This is a genomic window from Synechococcus sp. H70.2, from assembly GCF_047462275.1.
GTDB lineage: Bacteria > Cyanobacteriota > Cyanobacteriia > Thermostichales > Thermostichaceae > Thermostichus.
Genome location: NZ_JANSIU010000013.1, coordinates 14,184 through 36,396, shown reverse-complemented (window position 1 = coordinate 36,396; position 22,213 = coordinate 14,184). Strand labels below are relative to the sequence as shown.

The window sequence follows — 22,213 nt, the reverse complement described above, 5'->3', positions numbered from 1 at the left end:
TCAATCGGCCTCTTCGCCAAGCTGGGGAAGAGATGGCGCCGCGGCTGACTCGCGCGGGGCAACTGCAGGGGCGGGCTTGTGCCAGTGGAGGCCAATCAGTGCGTCGTAGACAAAGCTCCAAAACTCACCCTTTCGCCAGATGCCCAGCGTTTGCTGGCAGTTGCGCGCATCCAACTCCGGCTTAGCCACCCAGTAGGCCGCCTGATACTTGTACCAAGGAACCGAGGGCCAGAGGTGGTGAATGAGATGGTAGTTCTGTCCCAACAGGAGAATGTTGGCTAGCCGGCTAGGGTAGACCCTAGCGTTGTACCACCGCTCTTGAGATTGAAAGGGGCGATGGGGCAGGTAGTCGAAAAACAAGCCCAACAGAAACCCCATGAGAAAGGCGGGGGGCAGCCAGTAGTTCATGATGTAGTCGGTGTAGCCAAAGTGGAAGGCCAGCGCAAACGTTAAGACCACCACCAGTCGACTGAGAGCCCACTCCAGCAGATCCCAGCGGCCTTTGCGCCAGAGCTGCCGCTTGAAGAAAAACACCTCGTGGTAGAAGAAGCGCGGCGCAATTAGCCACAGTGGCCCCCCCGTGGAGACGTAGTGATCCGGATCGTTTTCAGGATGGTTGACGTGGGCATGGTGCTGCATGTGCACCCGCTTAAAGACAGGGTAGACAAAGCCCTGCAACAGAGCAGAGCCATGTCCCATAGCCTCGTTCAGCCAGCGGTTGCGGTGGGCGGAGCCGTGGGAGGCATCGTGGATTACTGTGCCCAGCACGTAGAGGGCAACAAAGTTAAGCCAGAACACCAGCCAGTGGGGCCAATGCCAAAAGGCATACCCGCAAAAGCAGGCAGCTGAGAGCGCCACCGAGCCCAAAAACATCAGCAGGGTGGGATTCCAAAATTCCGACGGCGGCCCCAGCAGCTCACGGGGTAAGGTGAAAGGCCCGGAGTTCAGTTGCGAAGTCGCAGCAGCAGTCATCGGCAGCCATCCTTAGGTGTGCACAGCGCAGACGACGGGGATGGTTGAAGACAACCCCTCGAAGTCATCACACCAAACGGGAGCGATAAGCTTTGTTAACTTTCGTTAGTATACGGCACAGATCTGCCCGGCTTGTCCCCCCAGGTCGGATTTCCTTGCCAACTCTAGCTGCAGCCGACAGGGATCCCCCTGCCCAGGAGGTGAGGGCTGCTGTGAGGTTTTGTTGCAGCTTCTGTTGCAATTCATGTGCAGATCGGGGGGGATCCCCTTAAGCACTGCAGAGTGAGGATAATCTAGGGGTCGGTTAAGCTGAGCCGAGGAGGAAAACCATGCTACCCGTTGTTGCCCCGTTGGCCATGACTGCTCACACTAGCCCCTGGTCGCCCCTGAGTGCGGTGATCATTCTGCTCTGCACAGGCTTGGCTTACCTAAGCTTCAAGTCCTCTTCGGGAGTTGCTTCAGAAACTGGACCGGTGCTGGGGATGACTTGGCCAGAAGTACTGGGGGTGGCCAGCTTTGGTCATCTGCTAGGCGTGGGGGTAATCTTGGGCCTCTCCAACATGGGAGTTCTCTAAGTTACATTTCTTGACCTTGGCCAAGATCCGGAGCCAGAAGTGTTAAACTCTCTGTCAACTCAGACATTCTGAGCAAACTTAGTTTCTCTCGCCCCACTTCCTTACTTGCTGAGGGTTGGTGTCATGCCTGCGATGGTGCTCCTCCTGGCTGCTTTGCCAGAAGGATATGAGTTGTTCGACCCACTGATTGATATTTTGCCGATTATCCCAGTTTTGTTTTTCCTGCTGGCCTTTGTCTGGCAGGCGGCGGTGGGCTTTAAGTAAAGCCCTGGTTATCTGGGATCGGTAATTCTCGGCTGCTCCAATGCTGTTGCTTGCCCCTCTTGCGCTGGCAGGGGGGCTTAATGGGCCTTCAAGGGGGCTAGAGATCGCGGTCAAGGACACCGGTAATCCAGAGCACTCCTGCTAAGCAGACGAAGTGGGCAAAAGTAACGTTGATATTGGCAGCTAGCAGTAGTACACCCGTTACCTGGTTGGCCTGGGTGCGGGAAAAAATGCGTGCCAACAGCTCGCCTACCTGGGCCTCCATGCCAATCAAAGCTAGGAAAGCGCCAATTAGGCTGATGTAGGTAACCAACTGCAATTGCTGGGGCAGATTCAATTGGCCCAGGGCATCAGCAGAAGCCGAACGGCGCTCTGCGTGCAGTAAGTAGCGCCAGTTAAAGAAGAGACCGGCCGCTAAGGTAAGCAGGGTAAGCAGAGTAAACCAGAAGGCAATAATGGCCCCCAGCGAGTCATCTCGATAGACGGTATTTTGGCCGATTAAAAAACCTAGCCACAGCAGCAGGGCTGTCGCTCCCAAAATGGCCTGAAACCAAAACCCAAAGCGGCGCGTCAAGCGCAAGCGAGACCGCATGCGCTCAACTGTTGCCCCTCCTAGCGGCGACCTGGGCTCGTTCATTCCTTTTAACTCCGCTCTCTAAGGCCAAACACCGATCTTCGCTTCCAGCCTACCCCCATCCTCTGTCCGCCGTCACATCTGCAGGGCTCCAAGGCTAGGGCTTGGGGCTGGGATCCTCACTTTGCAGACGCAGAATTTCCGCCTCGATGCGCTGTTTGAGCTCTTTTCCTTCCTCAGAGCGAATCCACAAGGTGATGCGGTTGTACTCCGACACGCTCATGCCATGGCGGGTGATGATCTCGGTGGCGGTGCGAATGAACTCCCGCCGGATTTGATCCTTGGTGGCTGGATCGTCGGTAACCCGAGAGCGCTGCTGGGCCTCCTGCCGGTGGGGCTCCATCTCTAGGACAATGCGGGCATACTTGGTAACCTGGTCATCGGTCAGAGCTAGGGAGGGGGCAGGGGTTTGGGCTAGAGCAAGGGAAACCCCCACCAGCGGGATCCAGGTACAAGCCCAGATCAAGCCCACCAGCCCTTTTTGAGCCACGCTTGACATCGAGAACGCCGTCCACTCTCTCCGACCTGCTGGATCAACCACTGCTACTGACTCCCCACCCAATTCCCCTGTTGCCGGTGTCTCTGGGACCTTCTCCTATGTAGCTTTTGCTTGCGCCCTGCTTCAAGCCACCCCGGCACCTACTCCCTTTGACCCAAAAGTGGCCTTGAGGTTCCTGCTCCAGCCTTGAACAGCCCAGAAAGGGTTGGCCTCTGGGATAATGGGGGTAGATTGCTGGTGGTTGCCTTTATGAACTTGGAACGTCGCCCGGTTTTCCCTTTCACGGCCATCGTTGGTCAGGAAGAAATGAAGCTGGCCCTGCTCCTCAATGTCATCGATCCCCGCATCGGCGGCGTGCTGATCATGGGGGATCGGGGCACGGGCAAATCCACCACCATCCGCGCCTTGGCCGATCTCCTGCCCCAGATTGAGGTCGTCAAGGGGGATCCCTTCAACAGCCACCCGCGGCAGCGGGACCTCATGAGTGATCAGGTGTGGGAGCGCCTGCAGGCGGGAGAAACCCTAGAAACCACCTGGATCCAGGTGCCGATGGTGGATCTGCCCTTGGGGGCCACGGAAGACCGGGTCTGCGGCACGCTAGATATCGAGCGAGCCCTCTCCCAGGGGGTGAAGGCCTTTGAGCCGGGGCTGTTGGCTAAGGCCAACCGGGGCATCCTCTACGTGGACGAGGTGAATCTCTTAGACGACCACCTGGTGGACGTGCTGCTGGATGCAGCGGCCTCTGGCTGGAACACAGTTGAGCGGGAAGGCATTTCCATTCGCCACCCGGCCCGCTTTGTGCTGGTGGGATCCGGCAACCCCGAGGAAGGGGAGCTGCGCCCCCAACTTTTGGATCGCTTCGGCATGTTTGTCCGCATCGAGACGGTGCGGGATCCGGCCCTGCGGGTACAGATTGTCGAAGAGCGCAGCCAGTTCGACGCCGATCCCCAGGCCTTCCTAGCCAAATACGCCGACGCCCAGCAGCGCCTGCGGCAGCGCCTTGAAAATGCCCAACACCTCTTGCCGCAGGTGGTGCTTGATCCTGAATTGCGCCTGAAGATTTCCGGGGTGTGTGCGGCGCTGGAAATAGACGGGCTGCGGGGAGATATCGTTACCAACCGGGCGGCCAAGGCTCTGGCAGCTCTGGAAGGGCGTACTGAAGTGACTGTTGCCGATATTCGCCGGGTCATCACCTTGTGTCTGCGCCACCGCCTGCGTAAGGATCCTCTGGAAACCATCGACTCCGGCTACAAGGTTGAGAAGGCCTTTAGCGAGGTGTTTCAGGTAAGCCTGGAAAGCGCCGCCTAGCTGAAACCACTCCCAGCCCCTCTCCCTGAGGGAGAGGGAAGTTAGGCAAACAGAGTTTCTAGTTTGTCGGCAATGGCGGCAACCCAGGCCCGCTCCTGGCGGCTAAAGCTGCGAGGGGTGTCGCTGCCCAAGAGGAGACATCCCTTTTGGCCAATGGGCTGGCAGAGAACTGCCTGGGAGCCGGGAGGCAACAGGCCTTCGAACTCGGCCCGGGCTGGGAAAAATCTCAGATCCCCCAAATAGACCGGCTGCCCCGTCTCCAATACCTGCTGCAGGGTGCCTTGGGGGCGGATGGCAGGCAACTGGCCAGGGTTAGCCAGAATCCCCCGCTGCAATAGGGTGCGCCCCCCCACCCAGATCACTACTGTGCGGGCAGCCGTGGTGCTAAGGAGGGTGTGGGAGGCCCAGGCCAGCTCCAGTTTTTCCCTCTCGGAAAGAGCCGGATCCCAGTCGCAGCCTGGACTTCCCTGCAGGGGGGCTGCTTGCGGAGGACGGGGCTGGATCTGCTGCCACAAAAGGCCAGTTAGGATCAAAATAGCGCTGAGGAGGATCCCCAAGGCATCGGAGCGAGCCTGGCTGGCCAGGAGCTCCGGTGTAAACGCCAGCCGGTTAATGACCAGAAGGGTGCTGCCCAAAAGGCCTGCTAGCAACGGCAGCCGCCTCAGCCAGCGGTTGGGATCTTGCCTCGATTTAACCCTCAAAGCAGGCAGGGGTATTTGAGCGCTAACTCCAGTCTAGAGCAACCCAAGGCATTAGAGGCGGCTCCAGATGCCAAGGCGCTCTTGGCGAGCTTTCTTTTCCAAGCCGCGGAAGTAGCTGTCATATTTGATGTTGGGACTGTAGGGGAGGATGCGGGCTAGGCCATTGCGTACGAGTAGAGCGTTCATCTGCTGGCCCTCCAGCCAGACGTAGGCCTCCACCGGGCCGGTGGCATCGACGTTGCGCAGCAGCTTATCCCCCTCCAGCTTGACCGTGCGGCGGAGGATGCGCTCGCGCATCAGCTCAATAGCCTGCTGGTAAAAGGGATCCTCCTCCGGGCTGAGGCCCTGGATCCCGGCCAAGCGGACCAGGCGCAGTTTTTGCTCCCCCTCGATTTGCACCACCAGCGTGTGGCCATTCACCACCCTCACCACCACTGCCGCGGGGTAGCGATCGAAATAGTGGTTGTCGAAGTAGAAGGGGGTATCAGGCACCACTCGCCGCTCCCCCAATCCGTGGCCAGGAAGGATGGGCAGGGCCAGGAGCCATCCCAACACCGCCGAGCCAAAAGCAATACGCCGGAACCTCATCTTCTCCCCCTAGGGATCCCCTTCTCCCCTAGGGCGTAATGGTAGCGGCAACTCCCTGGAAGACAACCCCTTGCAAGGGCTCCAAGGGCCAGTTTTGGAGATTATGAACGAGGGTTCTGGGCGAGCAACTCCCGATCCAAGGGCAGAGGGGCAACCGGCTGGGTGAGAGTAAACTGGCCGCTGACAATCCACTGTTTAAGGATCTCGGCAACTTGCATTGAGCGGCGCAGGCTGGCCAGGGGAGCAGTGCGCACCTTGCGGCCATTGAGGACAATGTAGCCAGATTTAAGCTGGGCATAGCTCACCAGGCCAAAGGTAGGCCGCACTCGCCGGGGGATAGAAAAGTCAATCACCGGCGCTACTAGTTCCTCATCCCGGATAGCAATGGGCTCCAGATCGCGGGGGGAAAGGATGGGGATGGGGATCCCCACCCCTAACATCAAGCTGGGGCCGTAGTTGCGGAAGTAGCAGCCCCGCACCCACTCGGCTTGCATCTGTTTGGCGTCGCCAATGAGGGCCAAGGTGGCTGCAGGGCCGATGGGGGTTTGGTTGGGCAGCCGTTTTTGCAGCGGGAAGTGTTGGGTGCCTTCCCAAGCTACATAGCCGATGCCCCCTCCTAGGAAGATGCGGCTGCCAATCCCCACCCGGCGCAAGAGGGGATCATTGAGCAGGGGGCAAAGCTCACCAGGATTGGAATAGACGGCATTGCCCAGGTTGGGTTCCAACAGGCCCAAATAGGTGTACAGGGGCCGATCGCCACCGTTGACGCCAACAATGAAGTTTTGGTAGGCGTTGCGGGGGTTGAACAGGTAGAACTGGTTGAGCTGATCCCGTGTCAGAGTGGTCTCGTAGTCGGCGCGGGGATAGCAGTCGGTTACCTGGCCGATGGCCCGCAGGTGCACCCGCTTGCCGGCCACCAGATCGGCGATGACGTGGCCGCCCCCATAGGGGTGCTCGGCTTGCTCACTGGGCTGGGCCGCCCCAATGTAGAGATCGACAGCCCCAAAGCCGGCATAGGCTGGCACCCCGTTTAACCAGGCCTGGCGAATCTTAATGGGCGGATCCGTATGGCCCAGGTTGAGGATTGCCCCCGACGACTCCATTGGCTCAAAGGTACCGGTGGTTACCACATCCACCTGCTCAAAGGCCTCCTCAAGGCTAAGGGTGGTCAGCTTGGCTTTCGCTTCCAGAGCCGTCCACACCCGCACCTGCCCTTGGACAATGCGCCGATTAATTTCCGCCAGCGTTCTCTCCATTGCCTCCCAAAAAATGGCGACCAATAGTCCGGGTAGACTCCTGCCAGCTGAGAAGCTAGGGTAGCTTGGACCCCTCAGTACCCCTTCAGGGCTAGGTTGGGCGTTTGCAAGGCGGCTTCTACTCGCTGCACCTGGGTTTTGAAGCTGCCATCCGGCTCCAGCCATATCTGTCGCAGGGCTGGAGGGATCACCTCCAGAGCAAACTGAGCGCTCTTGGGGAGAAATTGCACACAGGTGGAGGGGCAGGCAAAGTAATCAACCCCCTGGCGGCGGCAGTGCAGCTCTTGATGAATGTGGCCAAAGATCACCAGGCGGATGTGGTCGAACTCGTCCAAGACCTCAAACAACCGCTCCGGCTGCTGGAGCGCACTCTGATCCAGCCAATCGGAACCTACCGAAAAAGGGGGGTGGTGCAGGGCTAGGAGCACATGGTAGTGATTGGCGCGGCTGCGCTGTAGCTCTTGTCGGAGCCAAAGCAAGGTGCGATCTGTCAGGTAGCCGCTATCTTTGCCTGGCACCAGCGAGTTCAGTAAAATGAAGCTCCAGTTCTCGCGACTGAAGCTTTTCTCGGCGTGGAGCCGCCCGCCCTGGAGCTCTAGGTTCATGGTGTGTAGGCGATCGTGGTTCCCCGCCAGCCAGTAGGTATCAATGGGAAGAGCCTGGAGATGCTCTCGCAAACGGGCGTAGGCGGCGGCGCTGCCATCTTGGGCAAGATCCCCGGTAAGCAGCAGCAGATCGGGCAAGGGATCCAAGGCGGCAATTGCCTTCTGCACCTCTAGAAAAGAGCTCTCTGTGTCCACCCCCAGCAGCTGCCGATGTGGTTTGGCAAATAGATGTAGGTCGCTAATCTGAACCACGTAAACCGTCATGGGAGCAGCTGAAGAGAGTCGGGATCCCCTTTGACCGTTCTAGCACCAGATTCTTGGCGGGCTAAAAATCTAGCTCTAGCCTACCCAAAGCCCCTCTGTTCAACTTTAGGAAACAGTCAGAGAATGGCCCACCTTCCTAAAGGCAGCTTGCACCTGCGGCCAGCGGGATTCTTGGGTGGAGGCCGTTAGCGTGTAGAGGCGGTGGTGGCGCACAGTTACCGTCACTACCTCGTGGCGAAGCTGGGATCCGATATTGGTTTGGTACTCAAACAGGTAGTAGGGCTGCCCTTGCCGCTCAAAGGCCTCGGCTGCCAAGAGCTGGGTTGAGCGACCCGATCCCTCAGGGGCAATGATCTTCTCCGCCACCAACTGCCCCACCTCCTCTGGGCCCCCCAGCTCCGCAATCGTCTCTCCCTTGTCAAAGGGAGCAATCATTAGGCTGATGTTTTCGGTCTCGTATACCAGGTCGCGCAGGAGCACTGCCAGCCCTTTCCCAGGGCTGAGCTTCACGCTCACCATGCCATTGGGGTAGGCAAAGGCAAAAGCTCCGCTGGGATCCCGGTAGACTCGCAGGTTGGGGCTTGCTGAGCAGGCACCCATTATCAAGCTAAGGCAAAGCCCCAGCAGCAACACCACCTTGGAAAGCTGCCGGCCCACTAGGGTCAAATGCCCCTCTTTCGCTGCTGCCATGCCGAGATCCTCCGCTTGTGTTAGCCACCTCCATCATCGTGACATGCTGTTGCACCTGCTAGCGCATAGGGTGCAGGCTGCAATGGCTTACGCCACGCTCTGGGAATAGTCCCTCCCCAAGCCGCCACAGCATGCCCCACGGGTCCTATACAGTCAAGACCACTCTACCCCATCTTTGTGGGGGTGTCTGCATCCCGATCCTGACCCCCTTCCCTACCGTTATCTGGGAAAGCAGCAGCCATTTGGCGGGATCCGTTTTGGTAGTGGCGGGAGCGCAGTACCAGCACATCGGAAAGCTGGCGCAGCTGATTTTGAACCTGGGCAAGCTGCTGGGCGTCGCGGACATCAATGCAGAGGTCAATGGAGGCAGTGCGATTGGCAAAGGTTTGCACCTTGGCATTGCGCACATTGATGCCTTGATCGGAAAGGCGGGAGAGAATATCCCGCAGTACGCCAACCCGGTCGATGACCTCCAGGCGCAGCTCTACAGGGTAAGTCTGGGTACTCTGCCGCAATCGCTCCTCGTTCCAGCGCACCGGCACCAGCCGCTCACCCGGAACCTGAGCCACCCGCGGGCAATCGCGATGATGAATGGTGATGCCCTTGAAGCGGGTAACCACGCCCAGGATGGGATCCCCTGGGAGCGGGTTGCAGCATTTGGCTAATTGATGTTTCAGGCCCTCTACCCCTAGGATAAGGGATTGGGATCGGCGGGAAGCTCCAGCTCCATTGCCCCGCGGCAGCAGCAGCTTGGCGTCTGCCAAAGATCCCTCCTCGGGTGGGGGGGAAGTAGCTGGCTTGCTTGCCTCCTGCAGCCGATGGATTACCTGCGTGGGGGTTACCTCTCCATAGCCCAGCGCCGCCAGCAAATCCTCCACGCTGCTGTAGTTGAGCTTCTCGGCAACCTTTTGCATCCGCTCCGATTTAAGCAGGGCCTCGAACCCTGTTTTGCCCAGCTCCCGCTCCAGCAACTGTCGACCGCGGGCAATATTCTGCTCGCGATTGGAGCGCTTAAACCATTGGCGAATGCGATTGCGAGCCGAGCTGGTAGCTACAAAATTAATCCAGTCTAGGCTAGGGTGGGCATTCTTGTGGGTGATAATCTGCACGATGTCGCCATTGCGCAGGCGGGTATCCAGCGGCACGATCTTGTTGTTTACCCGCGCTCCGGCGCAGTGATCCCCAATTTCGGAGTGAATGCGATAGGCAAAATCTATCGGGCAGGATCCCTGGGGTAAGGCCAGCAAATCCCCCTTAGGAGTGAAGACGTAAACCTCGCTCTCAAACAGGTTCTCGCGAATAGTCTCCAGGTATTCTTTGTCATCTTTGAGGTCGTTTTGCCACTCCAAGAGTTGCCGCAGCCAGGTAAAGCGCTCCTCCTCAGGCTTTACGGGGGTGCTGCCAGCTTCCTTGTACTTCCAGTGGGCGGCAATGCCGTACTCGGCCACGCGGTGCATTTCTTCAGTACGGATCTGCACCTCCACCGGTCGCCCTTGCAGACCAATCACGGTCGTGTGCAAAGATTGATAGCGGTTGGGTTTGGGCAGGCCGATATAGTCCTTAAAGCGGCCGGGAATGGGACGGAAGCAGTTGTGGACAACCGCCAGCACCCGGTAGCACTCGCTTACAGTCTGCACAATGACCCGCACCGCCAGGAGATCGTAGATTTCGTGGAATTCCTTGCGCTGCTGCTGCATCTTGCGATAGATGCCATACAGATGCTTGGGCCGCCCACTAATCTCAAAGTGCTCTAGCCCCGCTTGAATGAGGTGCTTGCGCAGCTCTTCAATAAACGCTTGGATCTCTGCTTCCCGCTCGCTGCGCTTGGCGTTAACCAATTCTTGGATATGGCGATAGGCTTCGTAGTCTAGATACTTAAAGGCCAGGTCTTCCAGTTCCCACTTAAAGTGCCAGATCCCCAGCCGGTTGGCTAGAGGCGCAAAGATCTCCATGGTTTCAGCTGCAATCTGCTTTTGCTTGTGGGGGGGCAGATATTGCAGCGTGCGCATGTTGTGCAAGCGGTCCGCCAGCTTGACTACGATGACCCGAATGTCTTTGGCCATGGCCACAAACATGCGGCGGAAGTTTTCCGCTTGCTGCTCGGTTTTGCTGGAGAAATTAAACTTAGAAAGCTTGGTTACCCCCTCCACCAGCAGGCGAACCTCAGGGCCAAATTCGGCCTCTAGGGCCTCCAGGGTAACGCCTGTATCTTCCACAACATCGTGCAGAAGGCCAGCAGCTACAGTAACGGCATCGCCCCCCAGCTCCCGCAGCAGGCTGGCCACGGCCACTGGGTGGGTGATGTAGGGATCCCCCGATTTCCGCTTTTGGCCCTTGTGCAAGCAGTAGGCAAACTCGAAGGCCCGGCGCAGCAAATCTGCCTCTTCGGCCGTGTAGGATCGCAGCCCATCGCCGAGATCTTCAGCGCCAGAAAGCAAAGCCCGCAGCCATCCCGGCACCTCAAAATCAAGGCTACTTAGGTCAAAGCCTCCTTCTAAACTGGTGGCCACAGCAGGCTGACCCATGGGAACCTGACAAGAAGGATGGTTTAACTGCTACCTATAGTATCGATCACCGAAGTTCCTTACAGCTTATCCTCGACCTGGCTGCAGGCAGGTTAAGGGAAAAAGCTGCGAAAAAATGCAGCAAAGACGGGCCGTTGATGCTAAGCCCGCCCCTAAGTGTGGGGAAAAAGCTAATTGGAGTTAACGTTCTACACCCATCCTATCACTTACCCTACAGCATTCCGTAGCAAGATATACATCTGGTGGAGCTAGCCTCCTGCCAGAGTGCTAGGAGGTGGGAGGGAGTTGCAAAGCCAGAGGCCCTAGCCAACCCTTGCGATAGTCGTTGAGAATTTGCCTTGCTGCTCGCTCGGTATCGCCTCGGTAGCGCCGTTGGGCCAGCTCCTGGATGGCTACGCTGCCAGGAGGGATCGGGTCGGGCCAGCCGTAGCGCCGTTGCAGGAGGACTTGGGCCTGGGGCTGCACCTGCAGCAGTTGTTCCACGAAGTAGGCCGCCACGCCCTCAGGGTCGTAGGCGGCTGCGCCGATGTCATCGCAGATGGCCAGCAGCGTGGCTGCCTGTTGATCTGGCAGCGAAGGCGGGAGGATGCCCGGTGAGTCCAGCAAATCCAGCTCCCCTCCCAGCCGCACCCACTGCAGTTGCCGGGTTACCCCAGGGCGGGCAGCGCTCTCAACAACTCGCCGTCCCAACAGTCGATTCAGGAGGGCAGACTTGCCCACATTGGGAAAGCCCACCACCACTGCCCGGATGGCCCGCGGCCGCATGCCCCGCTGCTGGCGCCGCTCATTCACCGACTGCCCCAGCTGTAAGATGGCTTGCTTGAGGCGAGGCACCCCCTCTCCCGATTGGCCATTGGTGGGATAGACAGGGATCCCTTGCTGGGAAAAATACTCCTGCCAAGCTCTGAGATCCCTGGCCTCGATGGCATCGGCTCGGTTAAGCGCCAAAAGGCGCGGCTTGTGCCCCAGCCACTTGTCTAGATCGGGATGGCGACTGGCCAGCGGGATCCGCGCGTCCAAAACCTCAATGACCACATCCACCCGCTGCAGTTGTTCCCGCAATTGGCCAATGGCCTTGGCCACGTGGCCGGGATACCACTGGATGATTGGAGAACTCATGCCAGCAGAACCTGGGATCGAACCCCAGAAGACTCTAAGCCAGGGGCAGGATCCACTCTAGCCTGTCCAGCTTGCTCCTCCTCGGCTCGACTGGCCAACAGAAGTAGAAAAGGATACAGGCAAGAGGCAGATGGCAGCCCCTTCCTACTTGTAGGCAAGCTAGCGTTAAGGGATGTAACGGAGGAGGGACTATGGTTAAGCGCGTGCGGTTGGATCCCATTGCCCAAGTGTCGGAAGTGGCCACCAACAGCAACTTGCTCTCGGTGCTGCTGCAGGAAGAGCTGAATGTGTTGAAAGAGTGCGGCGGGCGCGGTCTCTGCGCCACCTGCCATGTGTATGTGAAAGAGGGGATGGAATCCCTCTCGCCAATGACCAAGCGGGAGCAGCGTACCCTGGAGGTGATCACCAGCCGCCAGCCCAATTCTCGCCTAGCCTGCCAGGCGCGAGTTCTGGGGGAAGGGGTGGTGGTGGAATTGCCGGTGGGGATGTACATCAATGCCTTTAAGGATATCGAGGTGTTGATTGGGCGGCGGGCGGAGCAGCCCCTTTTGCACCCGATAACTGGCGCCGTTTTGGTGCAAGCGGGCAAGCTGATTACGCGCTCGGTGCTGGAGTCGGTGAAGGATTTGGATCTCAATATCCAAGAGGCTTTGGCCCGCAGCAGCCGAGATTTTTAGGGTTTTACCGCGTTTAAGGCCAGCTTAGCCAATTTCGAGGAAGGCTCTATGGCCCCTGTGTTTCTTGGGATCGACCTGGGCACTTCGGGGATGCGGCTGGTAGCTCTCTCAGAAGCAGGGGAGATAGTGGGCAAAAGCGAGCGCTCCTGGGATCCCCCAGAAACCAATCCAGGCCGCTGGCTGCGCACCCTGAAGGCGCTGCTGGGCCACCTCAAAGCTCAACTGGGGGATCGCTACGCCATTGTTGCCCTCAGTGCCTGCAGCACCTCGGGTACAGTGCTGCCGGTGGACGGACGGGGCATGCCGCTGGATCAGGCCTGGCTCTATTCCGACCGGCGGGGCCAGGCCCAGGCTCAGCGCTTGGGGATCCCTGCCAGTTGGGGGCTTAGCCGCTGGCTGTGGTGGGCAGAAGCCCATCCCGACCAATACCGAGAAAGCTACCTGGCCCATCCGGCGGACTTTCTCCTAAGCCAACTGGGGGGCCGCCAGCGGGTAACTGATCACACCCATGCCCTGAAAAGTGGCTTTGACCTAGAAACCTACACCTGGCCGCGGGAGTGGCTCTCCCAACAGGGCCTTGATCCCAAGCGCTTTCCTGAGGTGGTGGCGCCAGGAACAGTTCTGGGAACGGTGCGGCCTGAGTGGGAGCTGGGATCAGAGGTGCTGATTGCTGCCGGGATCACCGATGGCTGTGCTGGGCAATTGGCTGCAGGGGCTACTCGCTTGGGGCAGGTTTCCACCAGCCTGGGCACAACTCTTATCTTCAAGGCCAACAGCTCTGACCCTGTGCAGACGCCGAGTATCTATTCTCATCTGCACCCCGACCGAAGCGGTTGGTGGCCGGGGGCAGCCTCCTTCTGCGGCGGCGGCGTCCTGCCCCACTTCTTTCCCGGCGGCGACTTTGCTGCCTTGGATCAGCAGGCGGAGGCCCATCTGCCCACGGGCCTAGTCAGCTATCCTCTCTGCCGGCCCGGCGAGCGTTTTCCCATCCTGGATAGCGAATTTGCCGGCTTCTTGCCCCAGGCGGAAGTGGGATCCCTTCGCTTTTATGCAGCTCTTTTGGAAGGGGTGGCGATGGTGGAGCGGCTAGGGCTGGAGACCTTGGCGGCCCACGGGATCCCGGTGCAAGAGCCGCTGTTAACCACTGGCGGCGGCTGCAAAAGCCCCCTCTGGCTGCGCCTGCGCGCCAGCATCCTCGCCCGCCCCCTGGCAGTGGTCAGGCACCCGGAGCCGGCGGTAGGGGCAGCCATCCTGGCCGCCTCAGCCTATTGGTGCTGTTTGGTGCAGCAGGCTGCCGATCGCTTGGTACAGGTGGAACGCCTCATCCAGCCGGATTCCGAGTGGGTCAAGGCTTATGCCGAGATCTACTCGGAGTTCCGTAGCCGCTTTTCTTCTTTCTAGGGATCCCCCTGTTTCCAATTTCTAGGGATCCCCCCGAAGGGGGAACGAGAAAATGACGATTGTCCGTCTAAATTTGTCCGGGCATCAGTTTCCAATTTCTAGGGATCCCCCCGAAGGGGGAACCTGCAAGGCCATAGGATATGACACGGTAGAGAGGCTAAATCCGTTTCCAATTTCTAGGGATCCCCCCGAAGGGGGAACAAGTGTTGGATTGCAGCGTTGAGCTTATCACCATTATCGTTTCCAATTTCTAGGGATCCCCCCGAAGGGGGAACTTGAATTCCAAAGCCCCTGCATCGAGGGGACTTTCATAGTGTTTCCAATTTCTAGGGATCCCCCCGAAGGGGAACCCTGAGGAGGACTGGATGTATGGTGAGCCGATTCCTGTCACCGTTTCCAATTTCTAGGGATCCCCCCGAAGGGGAACCCTATTTCTCCCACCCTCGGGGATAATCTCCCGGGTGGTGTTTCCAATTTCTAGGAATCCCCCCGAAGGGGGAACTTGTGCCTTTGGAGGCCTTGGACGAGGTCTCCATTGAAGTGTTTCCAATTTCTAGGGATCCCCCCGAAGGGGGAACAAAACGGCTACTTGAGGGCAACCCGGTCCTTCCCCGTGGTTTCCAATTTCTAGGGATCCCCCCGAAGGGGGAACCCGCCGCCAAAAGGCTAGCAGTAATTGTGTCTAACTGTATTTCCAATTTCTAGGGATCCCCCCGAAGGGGAACCCGGAGATCTTTTCTCTGCTAAAAAGTGCAGATTTCTGCAGTTTCCAATTTCTAGGGATCCCCCCGAAGGGGAACCGCCACCAACGTGGCCCTGCTGGACCCGAAACTTGTGCCCCTGTTTCCAATTTCTAGGGCTCCCCCCGAAGGGGGAACAATCACAGTCGAAGAATGCGGCCCGACGCTAGGGGGTTACATTGTTTCCAATTTCTAGGGATCCCCCCGAAGGGGAACCACGAGTTGTTCGAGGGCACTGACGAGCCCTTGGAGGTTTCCAATTTCTAGGGATCCCCCCGAAGGGGGAACTCTACCCTTATTAAACCCAAGCGGGGCAAGGAATGCAAGACCCATTTGCGAGGGGGTCGGTCGAAGACGGCAAAAAAGGGCCTGAAAGAGGGGGGGCAAGAGGCCTGAAAGCCTTGTGGGGCAAGGCATCGAGCGGGTCAACGAAAGAATCGGCCTTTGCGGGATTTGGCGAGGCGCTCGCAGAGCTGCTGCTACCGTTTTTGTGTTGCTTTACGAACACAGCTACGTAAGGGGCCGACAACGGTTTTAAAAAGGATGCTGCATTAGCCAAAAGCCGGCGAAGGACTGGGCCCGGAAATCGCTTTGGATGGCGAGGAAGTGGATCCCTTGGGCTTGGCGTTGGCGTTGGGCAAAGCCTTCTGCCTCCGCTTGCAGCTTTTCATCTTTTAGTTGCGCAAACAGGTAGCAATCGCTGAGGCCAGCCTCGAACAGCAGCCGTCCCTCCGCCACCGTCAAGTAGGCAGGCTCCATACCGCTTAGCCAAGCTGCTATGGGCAGCGCCCGCCGCGAGGCAATCACCAAGCCAGGAATGATGGTGTCGGGCGCCAAGGTTTCCCAGTTTAGCGGGAACAGCTCACCAAATTCCATTGGCCAGGTCTCGGCATCCCGCAGATCCCTGGCCCGCAGGGTAACGAACGCCCAGCGCTCTCCCTGCAACTTGTCCGGCAGGGGAATGGGATCCGGCGGATCCGGCTCCAATGGCGGCTCGGGGCTATAGGTAAATTGGGTTTCCTGAGGGTAAACCTGCTCTGCCCGTTCCCGCATCCAGGCCCGGAGGGCATAGACCCGGCGGCTGGGCAGCATCGGGATCCCAACGGCATTACAGGCCCGTTGCAAAATGGAGCTCATGCGGGCGCGGAAGACGCGAATGGCCGAAGGGGGCTGGGGGGCCATTTCCAAATAGCTGCGCAGCTGTTGGGCCACCCAGGTGCTATTGACCTCTTGGTTGCTGCAGTACTTGGCCTGGCGAAACTGACCCGTGGGATCGCACACCAGCAGCTCCCAAACCCGCCGCTCCTGGGCATCCCGCAGCGGGACGGCGTTGAAATCCATCTGCCAGATGGGGCCGCGCCTAGGGCCAGAACGAGGGGGTTGAGTGGCCAAGGTGTTCCTCCCGTTTGCTACGCGCTCCTGGGAGAGGGGTTCGGCAACTGTTGGCCTGGGCCGTAGGAAGCAGTATCCCCGACCAGGGCCCATTCCCGCTCCCCAAAAATGGCGGCAGGGTAGCGGTAGTACTTAAACTCCAGCAGGTTGTAGAAGGGATCCTGCAAAAAGAACGTGCCGTGCTCCAGCGGGGTGCCGACAAAGCGCCAGCGCGGCTCCTGATAGAAGAGCAATTCCCGTGCCTGGGCCCGCTCCGCCAGCGCCTGCCAATCTGCTTGGGTAGGGAAGATCAGGCCAAAGTGGCGGGGGTAGATACCCCGCTGCGGCGTCAGCTCTTCCTGGGTGAGGTGGGCCACCAGTTGATGGCCATAGAGGTTCAAAATAACTGAAACAGGGGTTTCCCGACCAATTTGGCAACCCAAGCCCTCGCCGTAGTAGGTCTTGGCCAAGGCAATATCGGCAACGGGAAAGGCCAGATGAAAGCGGATGGGTTCCATGAGTTCTCCTAAAAGCAAAGTAGAAAGCAGCCTGGCCTGGCCGAAAACGGCACCGCCCCCCCGCTCAGGATCCCTGCTCTTTATCCAAGTTAGCGAACAGGATGAGTGCGGGGGTATGGCACGAATTTCAGAACTGCTGCAAGCTGGGATCCCTTCCCCAGCCGAAGGTACGCCTTTGCGCAGGAAGCCCAACCGCTCGGATGCTATAACCTAGCATGTAGTCTGCTCGCGTCAGTGGGGCAGATCCCTTTGGCTGAGTTTGCAGCAAGAGAACTCGCTGGGTGGGTCAATCTTGGCCATGAGCAGCATCTGGGTTGAGCAGCGCCGCCGTGAGGAGGAAGCGCGCCATTTTTTTTGGATGGTGGCGCTGTCCTTGCTACTGCATGGGCTGGCGCTGCTGGCCTTGCTCTCCTGGAGTCGGCTTTGGCTGCTTCGCCAGCAGGAACAGGAAGCCATTGAGTTTATCTTGCTGGAGCCAGAAGATCTCGAGCCGCCGGAAGAAGCAGAGCTGGTTTCAGAAGTGGATTCCCGCGATGGGGGCAAGCGGGTAGAAGCACCCCCTTCCCAGGGCAGCCCACCCCAATCCCAGGCTGCCCCCCAACAGAAAGCTCCCCCACCGCCTCCGCCCCAACCCCAGCCGCCACGGCCGCAGCCGCCTGCCCCTGTGCCACCCCCTGCCCCGGCGGAAGTTGCCCTGGCCACTCCTAGACCTACTCCACCCCCTACGCCAACTGCGCCTCCGGCTCCTCCTCGGCCTGCGGCAACGCCAACTGCAGCCCCACCTCCGCCCACCCCAGCCCCCAGATCCACTCCCACCCAGACCCCGCCGCCTGTGGCGGCTGCTTCCCCTGCTCCGCCAGCTCCTACGCCTCCCCCCACTGCCGAGCCTCTAGCTATGCGGCCTAGCGAGCGGGCCTCAGATCTCAGCCAACTGCAGCCGGCTGCGCCGGCTCCCCAACCGGAGGTTCTCCTCGCCGAGCGGCCCTCCGATGCTTCCCAGTTGGGGCCGCCCCTGAGCGCTTCTGCTGCCAGTGAAGGGGCCGGGATCCAGGGCCAGGGAGCCAGCGGCTTGGCCAACCCCACCCAGTCGGCTCCCAACCCCCCCAATGTGGCGGCGCGGGCCAATGTGGACTGGGGCCCTTGGCTGGCGGCTTTGCAGCGCAAGGTGGAACAAAATTGGATCCCAGGGCAGACTGGCACTTCCCGCCGCACGGTGGTGATCTTCACGGTGGGGCGGGGGGGAGAGCTGCAGAGCATCCGCCTGGCCCGCACTTCCGGCAGTCAGCAAACCGACGACGCGGCACTGACAGCCATCCAGAGAGCAGCTCCGTTTTTGCCCCTGCCTGAGGCCTACGAGGGCAACTCGGTGACGATTAACTTCACCTTCGACATCAATGTGTTGGGACAATTAACTGTAGGTGGGTCGGCTAACTGACAACGGCTTCACGGTGCTGCCTCCCAAAACGGGGACAGAAGACCCTGGACAAGCTCTGGGAATCGGCGACGGTGCGTTTATCCTAGTCCTTAACCTTCAGAGATCCGTTGATGGGCACAACTTCCCTGCAGCGCACCCCCCTGTTTCCCTTCCATCAAGCCCTGGGGGCGCGGTTTGTCTCCTTTGCTGGCTGGGAAATGCCCCTGCAGTATCGGGGCGTGGTGGCCGAGCATCGGGCAGTGCGGGAGCGGGTGGGGGTATTCGACATCTCCCACATGGGCAAGTTCGAGCTCTGGGGGCCGGAGCTGGGATCCCACCTTAGCCGGCTGGTGCCCAGCGATCTGGCCGCTTTGCCAGTAGGATCCGCTCGCTACACGGTTTTGCTCAATCCGCTGGGGGGCATTGTGGACGATGTCATCTTCTACCGGCATCCACCGGAAGGAGAGCTGGAGCACTGGAGCCTGATCGTCAACGCGGCCACCCGCCACAAAGATAGGGAGTGGCTGCAGCAGCAGGGGATCCCTGGACTGGAACTGCAGGATCACACTGAGTCGCAAGTGTTGCTGGCGGTGCAGGGGCCGGCAGCAGAAGAGGTTCTTCAGCCTTTTTTGGCGGGATCCCTGAAGGCTTTGCGCCGCTTTCAACACGGACAGTTTGCTCCTCAAAAAGGGGGATCCTCAGGGGCAAGGGTCTTTGTGGCCCGCACCGGCTACACCGGAGAAGACGGCTTTGAGATCTTGCTTAGCCCCCCAGAGGGCTGCTGGCTCTGGGAGCAACTGGTGCAGGCAGGAGTACAGCCCTGTGGCTTCGGCTGCCGCGATACCCTGCGCCTAGAAGCTGCTTTTTGCCTCTACGGCCAGGACATGGACGAGAGCACCACCCCCCTGGAAGCCGGCTTGGGCTGGCTGGTGAACAATCCAGGGGACTACATTGGCAAGCTGGCCCTCGAACGTCAACGCGAGCAAGGGATCCCGCGTCGGCTGGTGGGGTTTCGCCTGTTGGAGCGAGCCATTCCCCGCAGCGGCTGTGCCATCTACGCTCCCAACTCCCCTGAGCCGATCGGGCGGGTAACCAGCGGCAGCCATTCTCCTACCCTGGGCTACGGCATTGGCCTGGGGTATGTGGATTCAACCTGGGCCGAGGTGGGATCCCGGCTGGAGATTGAGATTCGGGGCCAGCGCCGGCTGGCCGAGGTGGTGAAAAGGCCCTTCTATCGCTCGCAGGCCCTGGCTTAGCTAGAGGGGTCGAGCCGTTTGCCCATCTTGGGGGTAGCATATTCCTGCTGCAGCCGCCGCAATTTCCGTAGGGCCCGCCGCTCAATTTGCCGCACCCGCTCCCGTGAAAGGCCAATGTGTTCCCCAATCTCCCGCAGCGTCATCCCCTTTGATCCATCCAGGCCATAACGGGCTACGATTACCTGCTGCTCGCGTTCGCTCAGTTGCTTCACAAGAGCGCGGACTTCCTCCCAATGAGCAACCCGATTGAGATGCTCGACCGGATCGTTGTCCTCGTCGGGGATAAAGTGCTGCAGCTCAGTGCCGTCCTCATCGCCCACGCTCACGTTGAGAGAACAGATCTCGGCCATGTGGCGGGTGATTAGCTCGCGGTAGTTGTTGCTGATATCTAGCGAATCGAAAACTTCTTCTGCAGCAGGCCGGGATCCCCGCTCAACGGATAGCTCGCGGTAGCGCCGCTTCACTTGGGAGACCTTCTCGTACATATGAGCGGGCAGCCGGATGAGGCGTCCCTTGTTTTGGATGCCCCGGTTCACGCTCTGCCGGATCCACCAGGTGGCGTAGGTGGAGAACTTGTACCCCAGGGTTGGATCAAACTTTTCCACAGCCCGCGTGAGGCCGATGGTGCCTTCTTGGATGAGATCCAGGAACGGCAAGCCGCGGTTGCGGTAGCGCTTGGCAATCGATACCACCAGGCGCAGGTTGCACTCCACCATGCGCTTTTTGGCTGCTTCCCCCTGTCTCAGGATTTGCTGCAGCTCCTCTAAGGGGATCCCTACCCGTCGGCTCCAGTCCTCCAGGGACTCGTGCTGCCGCCGCTGTTGCAGGAGGGCCATCATCCGCTGCACCTGGTGGGCCAGGCGAAGTTCCTCTTCGGGGGTGAGCAACGAGTAGCGCCCAATTGTTTTCAAGAAACGGCCTACTGCATCTTGCAGGTCAAGACTTTCCGACATATCCCACCTCACACCCTAAGCCACGCCCTGTCTGAGTTTTCGCTCCTCCTGTTGCCTCTAACACCAGAGGTTAACAGCACCTCATTCATACCAGAGGGAAAACCATTTTGTAAAGGTTTTGTCGCCCTAGAACCTTGGCTCTTGGTAAACACTTGGCTCGCCGGATCTACTGAGGCTGTCCTGCCTGACTCCGCCCACAGTGTTTTTTAACCATTACCTTGAGCCTTTTACGCTACCTGTGGATGTTGCGAAAAATAAACAGCTTTGCTGCCCAAAATGAAAACTAATAGAAACAAACAGAGAAAAAATTGCCTCTATCGATATTTTTTCGAGGTACATAACCTCTTGAATTGAGACAAAAAGCCTGGAGAAATACTTAAGGATAGGTGGTTTGATTGCAGAAACCCACCCCCTCGCCCCGCGGTTAGCCAGCCTCAGAGGCTTGCTCAGCAAGATCTTGAAAACGGTGAGCAGTTGCTTTGAGCTTTCAACTTGCCTTAGCCCAAAACCAGCCAAGGCCAACCCTAGGAAAAGCCATAACGGCGGCTATCCCAAGTTTAGAGTATACCAGGACATTTGACCCTATATATGGGGTCAAATCCTAGAGCTGAGCTCCTGCAGCAACTCGTTGCCTGAGTAGGGGCTGCGCAGCCCAGGTGGGAAAAGTCGCAGTCCCTGTGGACGCACCCGCCGCTCCGGCCAAGGAATGGGTGTAAGCCGCGGCAAAGGAGTGGCCTCGGGGGGACTAGGCGTTGGGGTCGGCGTAGGAGTCGACGTAGGGGTGGGTGTAGGAGTCGGTGTAGGCGTTGGCGTAGGAGTCGGTGCAGGGGTGGGTGTAGGCGTTGGCGTGGGTGTAGGCGTAGGCGTTGGAGTCGGCGTAGGGGTGGGCTGAGGCTGCAGGATAGCTAGGGCTTCTTCTGCTTTCAACTCTCCCCGAACCAGCTGGGAGAGGGTATCTTGGCCGCCGGGGCTGTAGGTGATTTCGCGGGCGGCACTGTTAAACACATTGCGGATGGGATCCCCTTTGCTATCGACCAGCTCAACTACTATCACGTTGCGGCCAGGCTTCCAACCCTTCAGGTAAAAAGCCTCCCAGCGATCCAGCAGGCCGGACTGACCGTTGAGGGTGTAGCGGATGCGCCAGTCACGGGGGAGGTCGGCCAGCAAGCTCTCCCGCACCGGGGCATTGGCCAGCCAAAAATCGACCAGAATCGGCTCAGCTCCGTAGCTGCCGCTGGGAGAGCTGTAGGTGAGTAGTGGCAACTGCGGCTGCGGCACGTACTCCGGCGTAGGCGCTAGCACATGGAAGCTGACTTGGGCGTAGGCCTCGGAGTTTTTAAAGCTCTCGTGCCAGGGCTTGACGGCAAACACTCGCAGAGTATGGGATCCCGGCTCCAAGTCCTTGAAAACAAGGGGAGCCTCCGCATCGTAGTGGGAAATGTAGGGGCGATTGTCCAGAACCACATGCAAGTGGGGACCAAGACCCAGCTGCGGATCTTTGAAAATTGGGTACCCCCGTACCGCCAAGCGAACCGTAACCTGGCGCTCCGGCAAGATCTCGCCAGGTTGGGGGCTAAGGATCTGCACCTGCGGACGATAGTGCTGCAAGTAGGCATCCAGCTTGGCAATTTCTGGTGGCGCCGGCACTTGCTCAACCTGAGGTAGCTGGGGTTCCTGGGGTTGTTTAGGCGCAGATCTCCCACAGGCAACCAGCAGCAAAGCTGTCAACAGCGCCATCCACCATCCCACTCCCCGTGCTTTCAAGCTGGCATTTCCCGCGCGTCCTTGCATGAGCTTCACATCCCACACTTGCCAAGCCGCAGACAAGCCATCCTCACAACATTACCAGGATGTGTCCTTTGGGGAGGATCCCCTCCCCCGCC

21 protein-coding genes and 1 CRISPR repeat array are annotated in these 22,213 nt (G+C 59.3%); of the genes, 7 read left to right on the top strand and 14 right to left on the bottom strand.

What is annotated here, in order from left to right; all coding sequences use genetic code 11:
- Positions 1-972 (bottom strand): fatty acid desaturase, encoded by a 972-nt coding sequence (locus NW822_RS10805; protein ID WP_414404432.1) that lies wholly within the window; start codon positions 970-972, stop codon positions 1-3.
- Positions 973-1,301: 329 nt separating this feature from the next.
- Here NW822_RS10805 and psaK point away from each other — a divergent pair, with 329 nt between their 5' ends.
- Both psaK and NW822_RS10795 read left to right on the top strand, forming a co-directional pair.
- The gene (gene psaK, locus NW822_RS10800) at positions 1,302-1,547 is read left to right on the top strand and encodes a photosystem I reaction center subunit PsaK (protein ID WP_414361607.1); all 246 of its coding nucleotides are present in this window, start codon (positions 1,302-1,304) and stop codon (positions 1,545-1,547) included.
- A 132-nt stretch (positions 1,548-1,679) separates the two neighbouring features.
- A complete protein-coding gene (locus NW822_RS10795) occupies positions 1,680-1,811 on the top strand; it encodes a photosystem II reaction center protein K (RefSeq protein WP_414404446.1) in 132 nt (43 codons plus the stop codon).
- 97 nt (positions 1,812-1,908) lie between these two features.
- On the opposite strand, the gene NW822_RS10790 is transcribed toward NW822_RS10795, so the two are convergent.
- Positions 1,909-2,403: a DUF3611 family protein gene (locus NW822_RS10790; RefSeq protein WP_414361609.1), complete on the bottom strand. Its 495-nt coding sequence runs from the start codon at positions 2,401-2,403 to the stop codon at positions 1,909-1,911.
- A 139-nt stretch (positions 2,404-2,542) separates the two neighbouring features.
- The gene (locus NW822_RS10785; RefSeq protein WP_414361610.1) at positions 2,543-2,944 is read right to left on the bottom strand and encodes a DUF4168 domain-containing protein; all 402 of its coding nucleotides are present in this window, start codon (positions 2,942-2,944) and stop codon (positions 2,543-2,545) included.
- Positions 2,945-3,193: 249 nt separating this feature from the next.
- Here NW822_RS10785 and bchI point away from each other — a divergent pair, with 249 nt between their 5' ends.
- Positions 3,194-4,252 carry a magnesium chelatase ATPase subunit I gene (gene bchI / locus NW822_RS10780; protein WP_414361612.1) on the top strand — a complete coding sequence of 353 codons (1,059 nt, stop codon included), beginning with the start codon at positions 3,194-3,196 and terminating at the stop codon, positions 4,250-4,252.
- Between the two features lie 41 nt (positions 4,253-4,293).
- Here the strand turns inward: bchI and NW822_RS10775 are convergent, their stop codons facing one another.
- The 7 genes from NW822_RS10775 to ylqF form a co-directional block, all read right to left on the bottom strand.
- Complete coding sequence (locus NW822_RS10775) at positions 4,294-4,902, bottom strand: cofactor assembly of complex C subunit B (protein WP_414404431.1); 609 nt, start codon at positions 4,900-4,902, stop codon at positions 4,294-4,296.
- 102 nt (positions 4,903-5,004) lie between these two features.
- The gene (locus NW822_RS10770; RefSeq protein ID WP_414404430.1) at positions 5,005-5,541 is read right to left on the bottom strand and encodes a thermonuclease family protein; all 537 of its coding nucleotides are present in this window, start codon (positions 5,539-5,541) and stop codon (positions 5,005-5,007) included.
- Between the two features lie 101 nt (positions 5,542-5,642).
- Positions 5,643-6,797, bottom strand: coding sequence for a homocysteine biosynthesis protein (locus NW822_RS10765; protein ID WP_414361618.1), 1,155 nt, complete (start codon positions 6,795-6,797; stop codon positions 5,643-5,645).
- A gap of 74 nt (positions 6,798-6,871) precedes the next feature.
- Complete coding sequence (cpdA, locus tag NW822_RS10760; RefSeq protein WP_414404429.1) at positions 6,872-7,666, bottom strand: 3',5'-cyclic-AMP phosphodiesterase; 795 nt, start codon at positions 7,664-7,666, stop codon at positions 6,872-6,874.
- A gap of 105 nt (positions 7,667-7,771) precedes the next feature.
- Entirely contained in the window at positions 7,772-8,356 is a 585-nt protein-coding gene (psbP, locus tag NW822_RS10755; RefSeq protein ID WP_414361622.1) for a photosystem II reaction center PsbP, read from the bottom strand.
- 164 nt (positions 8,357-8,520) lie between these two features.
- Entirely contained in the window at positions 8,521-10,881 is a 2,361-nt protein-coding gene (locus tag NW822_RS10750) for a RelA/SpoT family protein (protein WP_414404428.1), read from the bottom strand.
- 267 nt (positions 10,882-11,148) lie between these two features.
- Complete coding sequence (gene ylqF, locus NW822_RS10745; RefSeq protein ID WP_414404427.1) at positions 11,149-12,000, bottom strand: ribosome biogenesis GTPase YlqF; 852 nt, start codon at positions 11,998-12,000, stop codon at positions 11,149-11,151.
- A gap of 191 nt (positions 12,001-12,191) precedes the next feature.
- Here ylqF and NW822_RS10740 point away from each other — a divergent pair, with 191 nt between their 5' ends.
- Both NW822_RS10740 and NW822_RS10735 read left to right on the top strand, forming a co-directional pair.
- Positions 12,192-12,677, top strand: coding sequence for a 2Fe-2S iron-sulfur cluster-binding protein (locus NW822_RS10740; RefSeq protein WP_414404426.1), 486 nt, complete (start codon positions 12,192-12,194; stop codon positions 12,675-12,677).
- A gap of 48 nt (positions 12,678-12,725) precedes the next feature.
- Positions 12,726-14,078 carry an FGGY-family carbohydrate kinase gene (locus tag NW822_RS10735; protein WP_414404425.1) on the top strand — a complete coding sequence of 451 codons (1,353 nt, stop codon included), beginning with the start codon at positions 12,726-12,728 and terminating at the stop codon, positions 14,076-14,078.
- Between the two features lie 10 nt (positions 14,079-14,088).
- A CRISPR array of direct repeats spans positions 14,089-15,106; the repeat unit is 36 nt; unit sequence GTTTCCAATTTCTAGGGATCCCCCCGAAGGGGGAAC.
- 246 nt (positions 15,107-15,352) lie between these two features.
- On the opposite strand, the gene NW822_RS10730 is transcribed toward NW822_RS10735, so the two are convergent.
- Positions 15,353-16,210, bottom strand: coding sequence for a Tab2 family RNA-binding protein (locus tag NW822_RS10730; protein ID WP_414361630.1), 858 nt, complete (start codon positions 16,208-16,210; stop codon positions 15,353-15,355).
- Positions 16,211-16,227: 17 nt separating this feature from the next.
- Entirely contained in the window at positions 16,228-16,707 is a 480-nt protein-coding gene (locus NW822_RS10725) for a VOC family protein (RefSeq protein ID WP_414404424.1), read from the bottom strand.
- Positions 16,708-17,005: 298 nt separating this feature from the next.
- Here NW822_RS10725 and NW822_RS10720 point away from each other — a divergent pair, with 298 nt between their 5' ends.
- On the top strand, positions 17,006-18,142 hold the full coding sequence (locus NW822_RS10720; protein WP_414404423.1) for an energy transducer TonB: 1,137 nt from the start codon (positions 17,006-17,008) through the stop codon (positions 18,140-18,142).
- Positions 18,143-18,252: 110 nt separating this feature from the next.
- Positions 18,253-19,377: a glycine cleavage system aminomethyltransferase GcvT gene (gene gcvT, locus NW822_RS10715; protein WP_414361636.1), complete on the top strand. Its 1,125-nt coding sequence runs from the start codon at positions 18,253-18,255 to the stop codon at positions 19,375-19,377.
- Here the strand turns inward: gcvT and NW822_RS10710 are convergent.
- Entirely contained in the window at positions 19,374-20,330 is a 957-nt protein-coding gene (locus tag NW822_RS10710; RefSeq protein WP_414361638.1) for a sigma-70 family RNA polymerase sigma factor, read from the bottom strand. The two genes, gcvT and NW822_RS10710, sit on opposite strands and share 4 nt — an antisense overlap.
- A gap of 594 nt (positions 20,331-20,924) precedes the next feature.
- A complete protein-coding gene (locus NW822_RS10705; RefSeq protein ID WP_414404422.1) occupies positions 20,925-22,121 on the bottom strand; it encodes a hypothetical protein in 1,197 nt (398 codons plus the stop codon).
- Between the last annotated feature and the right edge of the window lie 92 nt (positions 22,122-22,213).

Excerpts from the sequence above, each read along its gene's own strand:
- NW822_RS10720 (WP_414404423.1), top strand. The coding sequence starts at position 17,006 with ATGAGCAGCATCTGGGTTGAGCAGCGCCGCCGTGAGGAGGAAGCGCGC.
- NW822_RS10795 (WP_414404446.1), top strand. The coding sequence starts at position 1,680 with ATGGTGCTCCTCCTGGCTGCTTTGCCAGAAGGATATGAGTTGTTCGAC.
- NW822_RS10750 (WP_414404428.1), bottom strand. The coding sequence starts at position 10,881 with ATGGGTCAGCCTGCTGTGGCCACCAGTTTAGAAGGAGGCTTTGACCTA.
- NW822_RS10785 (WP_414361610.1), bottom strand. The coding sequence starts at position 2,944 with ATGTCAAGCGTGGCTCAAAAAGGGCTGGTGGGCTTGATCTGGGCTTGT.
- NW822_RS10770 (WP_414404430.1), bottom strand. The coding sequence starts at position 5,541 with ATGAGGTTCCGGCGTATTGCTTTTGGCTCGGCGGTGTTGGGATGGCTC.
- cpdA (WP_414404429.1), bottom strand. The coding sequence starts at position 7,666 with ATGACGGTTTACGTGGTTCAGATTAGCGACCTACATCTATTTGCCAAA.
- ylqF (WP_414404427.1), bottom strand. The coding sequence starts at position 12,000 with ATGAGTTCTCCAATCATCCAGTGGTATCCCGGCCACGTGGCCAAGGCC.
- psaK (WP_414361607.1), top strand. The coding sequence starts at position 1,302 with ATGCTACCCGTTGTTGCCCCGTTGGCCATGACTGCTCACACTAGCCCC.
- bchI (WP_414361612.1), top strand. The coding sequence starts at position 3,194 with ATGAACTTGGAACGTCGCCCGGTTTTCCCTTTCACGGCCATCGTTGGT.
- psbP (WP_414361622.1), bottom strand. The coding sequence starts at position 8,356 with ATGGCAGCAGCGAAAGAGGGGCATTTGACCCTAGTGGGCCGGCAGCTT.
- NW822_RS10705 (WP_414404422.1), bottom strand. The coding sequence starts at position 22,121 with ATGCAAGGACGCGCGGGAAATGCCAGCTTGAAAGCACGGGGAGTGGGA.
- NW822_RS10740 (WP_414404426.1), top strand. The coding sequence starts at position 12,192 with ATGGTTAAGCGCGTGCGGTTGGATCCCATTGCCCAAGTGTCGGAAGTG.
- gcvT (WP_414361636.1), top strand. The coding sequence starts at position 18,253 with ATGGGCACAACTTCCCTGCAGCGCACCCCCCTGTTTCCCTTCCATCAA.
- NW822_RS10765 (WP_414361618.1), bottom strand. The coding sequence starts at position 6,797 with ATGGAGAGAACGCTGGCGGAAATTAATCGGCGCATTGTCCAAGGGCAG.
- NW822_RS10805 (WP_414404432.1), bottom strand. The coding sequence starts at position 972 with ATGACTGCTGCTGCGACTTCGCAACTGAACTCCGGGCCTTTCACCTTA.
- NW822_RS10710 (WP_414361638.1), bottom strand. The coding sequence starts at position 20,330 with ATGTCGGAAAGTCTTGACCTGCAAGATGCAGTAGGCCGTTTCTTGAAA.
- NW822_RS10725 (WP_414404424.1), bottom strand. The coding sequence starts at position 16,707 with ATGGAACCCATCCGCTTTCATCTGGCCTTTCCCGTTGCCGATATTGCC.
- NW822_RS10735 (WP_414404425.1), top strand. The coding sequence starts at position 12,726 with ATGGCCCCTGTGTTTCTTGGGATCGACCTGGGCACTTCGGGGATGCGG.
- NW822_RS10790 (WP_414361609.1), bottom strand. The coding sequence starts at position 2,403 with ATGCGGTCTCGCTTGCGCTTGACGCGCCGCTTTGGGTTTTGGTTTCAG.